The organism is Mageeibacillus indolicus UPII9-5 (genome assembly GCF_000025225.2).
Classification (GTDB): Bacteria; Bacillota; Clostridia; order Saccharofermentanales; family Fastidiosipilaceae; genus Mageeibacillus; species Mageeibacillus indolicus.
This window is the reverse complement of sequence record NC_013895.2, coordinates 1,648,566-1,660,779: the sequence shown is the minus strand read 5'-3', so window position 1 is coordinate 1,660,779 and position 12,214 is coordinate 1,648,566. Positions and strand designations below refer to the sequence as shown.

Here is a 12,214-nt window from a genome sequence, read left to right as displayed (position 1 = left end):
GTGATTCACCTGTTCTCACTTTCAAACGGAGTGGATTTGAGCCGTAGGCGAATAATTTCTTGCCGCAAGAAGAGCAGAAAAGCAACGGTGGTGACGATAGAGGAAATTATGTCGCTGACCGGTTCTGCGATATAGACGGCGTAAATTTCCGGCTTTATGAAATTTGGCAAAATGAAAATTAGAGGAATCAATAATACGATTTTGCGGAGCAAGGCCATGACAGCGGAAAGTTTGGCCTGTGAAAAGGCGATGAAAGCCTGTTGGCAGCTAATCTGCAAGCCGATCACGAAAGTTCCGGCCACGTAGATGCGCAGACAGGGAACGGTCGCGGCGAGCAGCTGATGATTGGCGGTGAATAAGCCGACAAAAAAGTGCGGCCAAAGTTCCAAAATTCCGGTGAACACAATGCCTACCGCCAAATTGGTGCAGAGCAAATATTTCAATGAAGCTGTGAGTCGCTCAATATTTTGCGCCCCGTAATTGTAGGAAATTAAGGCTACAGCACCTTGCGCAAAGCCGAAAATAGGTAGAATCGTCATCAGACTGATCATTGAATTGATGGACATAGTTGCGACTGCCAAATCACCGCCGAATTTAAAGAGTGAGCGGTTAAAAGATATTTGTAGCAACGATTCGGTGGCATTCATAATGAACGGCGAAAAGCCGAGGGCGAGGATGGCGAGTAGAACTTTGCCGCGTGGTTTTTCAAAGCGTAGCCGTAAAAATGACTTCCCGGAACGCAGAAAAGTGATAACGTAGCCGGCGGAAACGGCTTGTGAAATGATGGTTGCCCAAGCGGCTCCGGCTACCCCTAATTTGAACACAAAAATAAAAAGCGGGTCGAGAAAAATGTTCAAGACGGCACCGATTACGGTAGTGAGCATAGCGGCTTTGGCGAACCCCTGTACGGAAATGAATTGATTCATGCCCAAAGAAAACATCACGGCGGTCGTGCCGAGCAGATAGACGAAAGAGTAATCATAGGCGAAAGGAAGGGAATTAGGCCCCGCACCGAGCACTTGCAACAGCGGTTTCAAAATACTTATGAACAGGATGCTTAAGCCGATTCCGATGCCTAAAGAGGAAGATGCAGCCGTGTTTAACACGGACGAAGCGCCGCCCTGATCCCCGGCTCCCAAAAGTCGCGAAGCCCTTGGGGCACCGCCTGCCCCTAGCAAAACGGCAAAGGCGGAAACGGTCATCAACAGCGGTGAAGCGATGCCGATTCCGGAAAGTGCGATCGAGCCGACTTCCGGCATGTGACCGATGTACATGCGGTCAACCATGGTATAAAGCAGATTGACAATTTGTGCTACCAACGCCGGGATTGCTAGGCGAAAAAACAGGCGACCTATATTTTCTTGACCCAAGGGGTTAGAAGCAGCGGCAGCGAAATTAATAGAGATATTTCCTACCCCCTTGTGATTATTTTTGGTGCCTTGGGGATTATTTTTTGCTAACATTAAATTTAATAAAGCCTTTCTTTAAAGCATGAATTTTAGAAAATGCTAGTATAACGAGTATAAATTAAACTAATATAAAATAAGCACGAACTACTACTTAGCTTGAACAACGATTTAGCTTGAACTAGATAATTGCTGTGAATAACTATTTTAATGCAGTAAATTAGCTAAAGCAAGTCCGAAGGTGCGGAAAAAACTTTTGATGGAATAAAGCTTTTAAGAGATTTGGTATGATAGCAAATATTATGGTATAAGAACTTTGAAACGAAACAGACAGAATGAATGCAACAGTTGTGAAATGATGAGGGTAAGATAATGAAAAATGAATCGTTCATACGCGCGAACTGGCGAATTACTTTGCTGACGGAACGGCTAGTGCGTTTAGAATACGATCCGAGGCGGCGTTTTACCGATGCTTGCAGTTTAATAGTGGTAAACCGTGATTTCCCCGATGTGACGGCAGAAATAACGGAACAGGACGGAGTTGTGGCCATAAAAACTGCCGCGGCGGAGGTGTGGCTTAACACGGCTAAGGACCCTATGGATAATTTTTGTCCGGCAGAGGTTGAGGCGGATGGTGGTGGTCTAAATCGTGGCCTGAAATGTAGCCTAAACCGCTGGGCGAAGGTTATTGCCGTCCGTTTGGCCGGAAAGCAGAATATTTGGACGTGGGGCGAAAGTTTGCACAATTTGGGCGGAACGGTTCGTACTTTAGATAAGGCTGACGGGGCGGTCAGAATGGATGACGGCTTGTTTTCGCGGGAAGGTATCGGCATTTTACGTGACGACAGTTGCTTGCGCCCTGATGCGCAAAGTTTTTGGCCGCGGCCATCAGGCACGGAAGATATGTATTTATTCTTGTACGGTAAGGATTTTGTGGGCGGCTTGCGCGATTTTTATCGGTTGAGTGGGGCAACGCCGCTGCTGCCTGCTTTTGCTCTGGGAAATTGGTGGAGCAGGTATTGGCGCTACAGCCAGGCGGAATATCTGGCTTTAATCGAACGTTTTAAGCGAGAGAATTTGCCGTTTTCCGTGGCCGTAATCGACATGGACTGGCATTTGACTGACGTACCTGATGGCGGCAATGGCTGGACCGGGTTCTCGTGGAATCGCGAGCTGTTCCCTGATCCGGCAGGGTTCTTGCGGCGTTTGCATGCTGCCGGGCTAAAAACAGCTTTGAATCTGCACCCGGCGGCCGGGGTACAGCCGTTTGAAGACGAGTATCAAGCGTTTAAAGTTGCAATGGCGGGATCGGCGATACCGACTGCGGTTGCCGGCGGCAAGGAGGGCGGTACTAGTACAAGCGGAACGGAGACGGCAAGCGGAACGGGGACGATCCCCTTTGACTTCACAGACCCGAAATTCCGCCGGGCCTATTTCGACACGCTGCTTGCGCCGCTCGAAGCAGACGGCACGGATTTTTGGTGGATCGACTGGCAACAAGGCGAAAACAGCAAAATACCGGGACTTGACCCCCTGTGGTTGCTTAACTGCTACCATTTTGCGCATGCCGCCAGGCAATCGTTGCCACGATTAATTTTGTCACGCTATGCCGGCCCCGGCTCGCATCGCTACCCGATAGGTTTTTCCGGCGACACAGTGGTTTCGTGGGCGAGTTTGGCTTTTCAGCCGTATTTTACGGCCACGGCGGCCAATATCGGCTACGGTTGGTGGAGCCACGACATCGGCGGACACATGAACGGCATCCGCGATGACGAACTAGCTTGCCGCTGGCTGCAATTCGGCGTTTTTTCACCCATTAACCGCTTGCACAGCACCTGTAATCGCTTTGCCGGCAAAGAACCTTGGAACTATAGCATAGAAGTACGGACAATAATGGGAAATTTCCTACGTTTGCGCGCCAAGTTACTGCCCTATCTGCATTCTATGAATTACCGCAGCCATTTAGACGGGATACCTATAGTACGGCCACTCTATCACGCCTGGCCGGAGGAAGAAGCGGCCTATCATTACCCGAACGAATACCAATTCGGTTCCGAGATGCTCGTCGCGCCGGTGACGACAAAAATGAATGCCCTGCTCAGGCTGGCAGAAACAGAAGCTTGGCTACCCGAAGGGATGTTTTTTGACTTTTTCACCGGGGTGAGGTACCGGGGCGGCCGACGAGTAAAGCTGCATCGTCCTTTAGCCGAAATACCGGTGTTAGTGCCTGCCGGCGGTATTGTGCCGTTAGAGGGAGATAGCTTGACCATAAGGCTGTACCCGGGAGCTGACGGCGAGTTTACTTTATATGAAGATGATGAGTGTGGGGCGGATGGCGACTCCGCAAATCCGCGAAAAACTTGCATTCAATTAAAATGGGGCGAACATTCAGTCGAAGTGAATTTCGGGCTGGGCCGGATAAAATCGTTTGAAAAAGGGTTTGAGTTGCACTTCATGCGAACAAAAATAGAAACGATAACTTTGACGTTGAAAAATGCAAATACGTTGCAGCTTGAACCGCTTTATGAGGCGGCAACCCAAACGACTCGGGTGCTTTTGCCGGCGGTCGAGGACGTAAACTGCTTGCACCTTAATTTTACAGTTAGTCAGAATTTGCCCGGCACGGGAGCGGAGCAGCGCGAATTTATTGAGCCTTTGCTGGAGAAAATTCTCAACTATGCCCAGATTGACTTCGACTTTAAAGAACGAATTTTTCACCGTTTGCAGGCGAACGGTTTCACAGTTTGCCCGGATTTAGCGGAAGTTGCCGATGAAGTGCAAGTAGGGGTGAGCAAGGCAGCTCGCGAGATTTCCGGCTTGTTGACTGACGTTATAAATGAGCTGCTATAGGCTTTTCGGACGTGGGCGAGTGGAAGCTTAAGCCCAAGCCCAAGCCCAAGCCCAAGCCCAAGCCTAAGCCTAGGCCTAGGCTTAATTTTCAGGGCATTGTATGTTATACATGGCCAGAATAGCGGCACGTATCTCTTGCATTGTGCGGGTTTTGCGGATGTGGTTGTTTTCACAATAAGCTACCCGCCAAGCAATGGGGTGATTGACCGGCAGCATTTTCAACTGCTCGTCCATCTCTTTAGTAAAATAATTGCGGACGATTTCTGGCATCAAGCTGATGTAGTCAGTTTTAAGCAGACAGCTTACCTGAAAGTCCCAACCAGAGGTGGCGATCCCGATTTTTGGCTTCAAGCCACGCGAACGAATGGAGTTGACGATCAGATCATAAGTAGGAAAATGCGGCCCCGGGATAGCCAGCGGATACGGAACGATTTCCCGCCATTCCAAAATCTCGCGCCCGGCCAAAGGATGGTTGTTCTCTAAAACGGCCATGAAGCGTCCCTGATCAATGGTGACGACAAACAAACCGGCGCTGCGATAATCATTGGGTTCGGTGATCAGCCCGATATCGAAATGACCTTTTAATAATCCGCGTTTCAGCCCGGCCTCGTCGGCTTCACGAAAAAGGAACTCTACTTGGGGAAAACGATCTTTTAGAGCAAGCAGTATGGCAGCGGCGTAACTGCGGAGCAAAAAAGGCGGGGCGGCAATGGTGACAGTCTCCGAATCGTCGCTTTCGATACGCCTAGCCTGCTCTAAAATTTGGTTGTATTTGCGGAACAAAAACTTGCATTCGCCGTAGAGATATTTACCGCAGGGTGTAAGGCCGGTGTAACGGCCGTTGTTGCGCACGAACAGCGTCAGCTCTTCTTCTTTTTCAATGGCGTGAATGGCGTTGCTCAGGGCCGGTTGTGAGATAAACAGGCTTTGCGCCGCTTTGGATAAGTTGAAATTTTGTTCAACCACTGCCATAAAGTAGCTCATTTTTTGTAAGTCAAGCATCAAAACCCCCAATTAACTTTTGTGACTGCGTTTTTGCGCTGCGCCGGACGACCGGATATCGTTCTCTATATCCAACATCCGGAATCCGCGTATAGTTTAACACAAATAAATGGTGCAAAACGAATCAAATAGTCGAATGAAAATTTTAGCCGAAAAATCAATGAGCAGAATAAAAAATTCAGCGTTTTATTTAATTGCAAGAAGAAGGAGTATATTACAAAGAAATTACAGATATCATAATGCGTTTAAATTCTCTGGGGAAGTGGTAAAGTAGTAAATGTATAGTTTTATTTTGCTGTGAATAAATATGATTTCGCTGCAGCCTAAGGCTAGCTAAGATTAAAATGATTAATGTGCTCAATGATTAATGTGCTCGTAGATAATACAGTTGGAGGCAGGATATGAAGAGTTTTGTACGAAAAGTTGCGGCGGTGCTGAGCCTGACGATGTTGCTTACATCAGTGGATATCGGTTCTTTAAAGGTGGTTCGCGCTGAAACTGAGGGGAATAATCCGGTCAAACCGCCGGTAGCAGGCCCGGTTGTCGCTGGAAGTGGAACGGTAACGCCGGCGAGTAATGCGCCTGCGAGGAATACTCAAGGTGCCGGGAGAGCCGCTGCCGTCGGTGGCGGGGCGGGAGAGCAAGGCCGCGACCGGAGTAACGATGCAATCGGGGGCATCAAGATGCTTACTGCTTCGCCCAAAGATGCATATGATGCGAAGACCGATCTCGAACAAGGCGAGTATAAGGAACCCGGTTTGGATCCGAAAAACTTGGGAACCGATTACTTAAATAGAAATCTGCCTGCGTATGCTACGATATTAAGCACTAAAGATCCGAGTGACAAAAATGCCGCGAATGATCAGATCAAATATCCAGACAGCCCGAAAATCTACACTTATACGATGCATTTTAAGCTTGGAAAAGACACGATAAAAGATGGTAAATCAAATAGGGAATACAAGGAGTTTTACCAGCCCTATCAAATTACTGTTGGCAGCAAAGATGTGGCTACAGTTACGAATCCTGACGGTAGCACCGAACGAAAAAACTTTCCTATAACCTTCGAATTGCCGAAAATACCGGGATATAAAACGCCTACGAAAGGGGCTTCTAACCTTCCTGATGCCGGTACAAAATTGGAACCGTTAAGTGACGGAAAGTATAAAATTACTTTCGAAAATTCAGATGCGGTGAGAAAATTATCCCAAAAAACCTCTGACCAAAGTGGTAATCAAAATGGAGTGGTTTCCTTTTCGGAAGATTTCAATTACGAGCCTAAGAAAATTAAATATGAAATTTATGCTGATTTACAGTGGGTAAGTCAACCGGAAAAATTCGGCAAAGCCAAAGATAAAGAAGAAGCAGAAACAGAATATGGTTATACAGATGAAGAATATTCAAAAAAGATAGGCAATGGCGAAGCTACAGTCGGGGCGAAGATATATGTTAATCCGCCTACTATATACGGCTTTGAACCTGTTGTCAGCAAAGAAGAACAGGAAAAAGGCATTAGCTGTAACGTTCCTAACTCTGATGAAACATTTAAACTCGTAATTCGCTATAAACGTCGTATGTTCAATGTCGTCTTCCAAAAGGGCGTAACAGCCGCCACCGATGTGCCCAGCAAGTGCCTTGTTCACGGTCAAACCTTGAAAATGCCTGCGCTTCCATCTGCACCGGGGTTTACATTCACAAACTGGAGACCTAGCGAAAGAGAAAAATTCACAGCGAATGGTAAGGAGTATTATATAAACGATTTAATTGCTCCTCAATCTGAGTTAAAAAAACTTGAACCAACAAAGGAATTTTGGGAAAAACATTCTGGAGATGCTGTTCCGGATTTGATTTTTAGCGCAGATCATAATAAAGCGAAGATTGCCGACTACACGGTTACTTACTGGTTGGAAAAAGCTGATTATACTTTGGCCGATAAAGAGGCCCCTGATTCATTCGGCAGAACGCATGCTTTCCTTTTTTCCAAAAAATATAGGAGTGCTGTCCCCGAGGACCAACCGAGAGGCGGTAATACTGCTAGTCAGAACAGTGGTTCTACGGCCGGAAGTAGCAATCCTGTCACAAGAGATGCAAGTTCCGTTGAGATGAAAGACTATCCAGGAAAGCCAGAAGTACGTGAAAATTGGGCGAAGGAGATCCTCAATAATGCCTCGGAAGAAGAATTTAAGAAAGAAGGCCTTGCCGACAGGAATATGGGATTTGAATATGATGCTGCCACTACGGAAGCTTTAAATGCTGGCTTGAAATTCCCATCTGAATCCGGCATCACCAATGTTGCGATTGTTTTCAAACGCAAACGCTACCACTTTGTTTTTGGTGGCCGGCTCTCTGACATTGATTCGAACTATCTGCCGGTGGATAGTGCTAACAAGAGTATTGTGGAATACAAACTGACCGCAAAATATAGTGGAGAAAAGGATGCTGAAGGAAACCGTTTGCTAAGTAGCACTGGGAAACAGGCTGTAGAGATAAAACATAATACGAAATTGTATGATGATAATGAGTCGGTAGTTACGAAGACGCTTCCACTTGCTTCCGGTTGTCAGCAGCCTTATCAGTTCGTTGCACGTTTCGGTCAAGAGACAATTGGCCTCTGGCCGCTGCCGTTTAACAACTGCGAAATTTTCGGACTTCAGTATGGTAGTAAAGATAAGGACGGCAATCCTGCATACGGTTTTAACGGCTGGATTGCATCTGGTTACACCACTTTCTATGACAATCCGCCATATAGATTTGATGCCCGTATGTTAAACGGTAAGTACATGGCAGCCGATATCAATGGTAATGTGAATAAAACTAAGATATTTTCGCCTGTCGATAAACCAACAGAACAAGAACAACAAGCAGGTGAATCTCAACAAAACAAACCGAAGGAAATATTTGATAGAAAAGTGTTGACATTCTTCCCTACGGCATATCCAGGTGACCATATCATATACACTGAGTTTAAGATTCCTAAGCTTGGAGGCGGTTTTGATTTTAATTATCGCCACTTGTATTCCAAGCGCACAGATGCTAAGTATCACGATGGCCAAGTTTTCATTTCTCCTAGTCTGCGAGGATTTTCTCCCACTGAAGAAGAAACAGGAAATAAAAAATTGCCTGATGGTAGTAATAAGAAAGGATTCTCTCAAAAAACCTTTAAATTTCCTGAAGGAAAAGTGGAACCTACTGAAAAGGAACCTCCTGAAGTGAAAGCTGTTAGAGATCATCTTTCAGGTGCCGGTATGGATCCTGCTGCTCTCAATGATCGCCTTGGCAAAAACGGCTTTTATAGCGATTTTACTAACCCAGATGCAAATATAAAAGCAACAGAAGACATAGGAATTATTGTAGCTAAATATACACGCAATACCCATAAACTTATTGTGAATAACGGCGATAAAAAATACGAAGACAAAGGCGTCCCCTTTGAAACACCATTGGGAGGAAAGAATGGTGATACGGGTGCGTTGGGTGAATTGAAAAAAAAGTACAATATTGATAAGCAACAAGCTGCGGCAGGTCATCCCGAAACTTGGGAATTTGGCGGATTTTACCTCGATAAGGCTTGCACGATACCGGTCCCGAAAGAAGAAAAAATGCCGGATTACAATTTAAACGTGTATGTAAAATGGATTGACCCTAATTTTTATATGATTACGGTCGACTTGAATGTACCGAAAGACGAAAAGCTGCAAGGTTATAATGATATTCCGGTAATGCAGATGTTCCCGGAACTATATCAGAATGAGATAAATTCTAAACCTGAACTGCAGGATTTTTATGCTAAACATAAAGATCCTGTCGGTAGTCTGAGGGACGGTATACACAAAGCAACCTACTATATAAAATCAGGTGGCTCGATTCTCCGCCCCACAACTCCGAATGGCGGAAAAGAAGGCTTACATGCATTTGGCGGCTGGGAAGTGGTACACTGCAAAATTAATAGTGACGGAACACCGGAAGTTGATGAAAACGGACATTTGATTCCGCTTGAGATCGATAATAAAAATAAAGCGCCAGAGTACTTTTGCTTCAGTAGTAGCGTTGCAGAATCTTGTATTATTCGAGCGAAATGGTTAAAAATAAAAAAAGTTCCTATCCGAATCGAGCACCACTTCTATAACAAACGGGACGAGGAGATTGTGGGAAAACGGAATGATGGACAAGATTATGCGTATCATCAAGATGACTTTGACGGTGAGCCCAAGCTAATTAAGGATGGGCTGAAGGGTGTGCCGGAAGGATACAAAGGATACATAGGCATTGATCCTAATGGCATACCGACTATAAAATATGCCGCAATTTCCATTAGTGATGACACGTGGAACTTGATCGCCGATTCGAACACTCTTAAAAAAATTACGGGTCATACGGCTGAAGAGGTGAAAAACTATCAAGTAAAAAGTATTGAAGCCAAACAGTTCCCATCAGATGAAGAAAAAGAAAACAACCCGAACGTTATTAAGTTTTATTACCAACCGTTCAAGAAACGCTTCTACTACAAGAAATATGTCTGCACCGCGCCGAACAGCTTGCAAGGAGATGCGCAAACTGACAAAGCGGATATTCCGGTCAAATTGACCAAACTCGGAGAAGAGGAGAAAGATGCTCCCAAGCCTGACCCGTTTTTGATTACCCTGCCGGAAAAAGTCAAGAACGACAATCGTGATTTAGATACTTGCAATTTCCTTAAGATACCCGGCTTTAAGGTGAAGACAAAAGATATACAAAAAACGGTTCATTTTGAACTTAATGATAAAGGCGACATCCAGAAAATTAATGGCCAGTCCGTCCCGCCCTACGATTCGAAAGAGGCAAATATGGATCCGGAAAAAAGGAAGCATACGATGTCTCAAGGTGAACTTAGACGCGGCAAGGATAAACTTGGGGTCGAATTTGAATACATCGATGTCCGGGTCATCCTCCGCAATTCCGAGAAATCGCCTACACCGGACGGTTATCATCGGGTAGTAGTCACGTTGCCCGAGGAAAAGCTGCAATTTACCGACGGTTATGCAGGGTGGATTGACGAAAAATATAACAATGTTCCTAAGCCGCCAAAAAGAAATGTCTATGTCGTTGATGTAGTAGACGGCTACGAAGATGCCAATATACCCATACCAAACGTGGAGCCGATCAAAAAATTGCCGGTTAACAAGATTTGGTTGGATCAGCGCGGTCATAACGTCTACAGCGATGAGAAATATCCTGATTTGCCGGAAGACAAGGCTGAGGAGGAGTTGGATTTGGAAAGCGAGCTTGATGAAGCTGTCAAACCGATACCTAAGGTGTATTCCAAACCGCTCATGTTGCCGGACGAGACAACGATTATTTTTAGGAAAATTGTTGACGGCAAGGTTGAGGCTGAGAATCAGCCAATATCTGTTGCGATGAAAGCTCCGGACAATCTCAAGGTAACGGATGCTGACGGCAAGGCGATTCATCAGCCGTACTGGGCGAACAAAGTCGATCTGCCGATGCGCACCCCGTTTTTCTTGAGTTATATCGGTAACCTCAATGCGAACGGCCAACCCGGCGCTGCGCCTGGTGGCAATGCGAACGGCCAACCCGGCACTGCGCCTGCTGACAATGCGAACGGCCAAACTACCCCGCCGCCATCCCTTCATTTGAGCGATATAGCCGATAAAGACTCAACATGGGGAGTGAAGGACAATAGTAATCCGCCGGTTACTAGGTTTTCTGTTAACAGAAAGGATCCCTGGACTCACGAAGACTATGAAAATTTAAAGAAAATAGACAAAAAGGAGTACAGCTACTACCAATACACCGCTACCGAAAAAAATGCGCATGACGAGTTTGACGGCTACGAAAGGGGTGTGTTCATATACCACAAGGTAAAGTTGCACGAAAACGACCCGGATGCAGCCAAAAAGACCCGCCTGTTCGAGGTTAAACTCGGCGGAGTCAAAGAAAAAATGAAAGACGGGAAAAACGAAGTAATTCCCCCGAAGTCGATTGACGGCGAAGGAATTTCGGTTAATGAGCTGAAAGAACTCACGGTACTTAACGACGAAGTGCCGACCATAGATGTTGAAGTGCAAAAGAAATGGTTCGGGAAATACGGCAAGCCGCTCGATTTCAACACTCTGTCCGTAGGCTCGGCGGCCAACCCGAAACCATTGACGATGGAAATGCGCTTCATGGATCCGCTTATTGCGAAACATCTGCCGACCCGAAACACGGCGTTGACGGCCGGGAGCAAGTGGCATGGCTGGATAGAGGCGGTGCGGCTGAAATTCCGGCGCACCAGCCCACGCACCTATGATTACGAGTTGCACGAAGTCGGCGATTCCGGCGGAACGCTCAGCTATGGCGGCAAGAAATTTGACGCAATCTATATCGGGCGCTGCCTCGATGGCTTCAAGGTGATCAACCGCGAACAGACCTACGGCTTCCCACCGGTTGTAGCGATTTGCGACTGCGCCAGAATGGGCATGAACAAGGCTTATTCAGTCGCTGACAGAGCCTATACGGCCGTAAGCGAGGCGGCCAGCAAAGCCGGCAACTACATTAAACGCCAAGTCGGGAAATTGTTTGGCGGAAACGGTAGGCAGACTGAAACGAATGGACAGGGCGGCTGCTCGTCCTGCCATTTGGATTGAGGACAGACTGAAGTTGGAATGAAGTCGGACTGCAGCCGGACTGCAGTTGGACTGCAGTATTCGGCCGAGTCCTGTACATGAGCCAAGGGAACTTTGACGGAACCCTTCTCGGTTCGGGCATTTTTGCTCAGAAGCGGGGAGGGTTTTCTCTATTTGTTTTTGTGTGTTTGGATTTATTTTATTAAATAAAAATCAAGATAAACTGACGCGGTTATAGGGCGATTCTTCTTGTTACAAGTATTAAATTTGTGTTAAAATATGAAGTCGCAAAGGACTCAAAGCGCAACAAGCGCGTAATCTTTTTCTTATAATTTTACTACTAGGCGAGGC

Annotated in this window: 4 protein-coding genes; 2 read left to right on the top strand and 2 right to left on the bottom strand. The window is 46.4% G+C overall.

Features of this window, described 5'->3' with window-relative positions; translation table 11 throughout:
- Positions 1–5: 5 nt before the first annotated feature.
- Positions 6–1,463 (bottom strand): MATE family efflux transporter, encoded by a 1,458-nt coding sequence (locus tag HMPREF0868_RS07085; protein WP_012994053.1) that lies wholly within the window; start codon positions 1,461–1,463, stop codon positions 6–8.
- Between the two features lie 315 nt (positions 1,464–1,778).
- Here HMPREF0868_RS07085 and HMPREF0868_RS07080 point away from each other — a divergent pair, with 315 nt between their 5' ends.
- Positions 1,779–4,256: a glycoside hydrolase family 31 protein gene (locus HMPREF0868_RS07080; RefSeq protein ID WP_012994051.1), complete on the top strand. Its 2,478-nt coding sequence runs from the start codon at positions 1,779–1,781 to the stop codon at positions 4,254–4,256.
- 81 nt (positions 4,257–4,337) lie between these two features.
- Here HMPREF0868_RS07080 and HMPREF0868_RS07075 read toward each other — a convergent pair whose 3' ends face one another.
- Positions 4,338–5,258, bottom strand: coding sequence for a LysR family transcriptional regulator (locus HMPREF0868_RS07075; protein ID WP_012994050.1), 921 nt, complete (start codon positions 5,256–5,258; stop codon positions 4,338–4,340).
- 401 nt (positions 5,259–5,659) lie between these two features.
- On the opposite strand from HMPREF0868_RS07075, the gene HMPREF0868_RS07070 reads away from it, so the two are divergent.
- A complete protein-coding gene (locus HMPREF0868_RS07070; protein WP_012994049.1) occupies positions 5,660–11,884 on the top strand; it encodes a hypothetical protein in 6,225 nt (2,074 codons plus the stop codon).
- Positions 11,885–12,214: the final 330 nt, after the last annotated feature.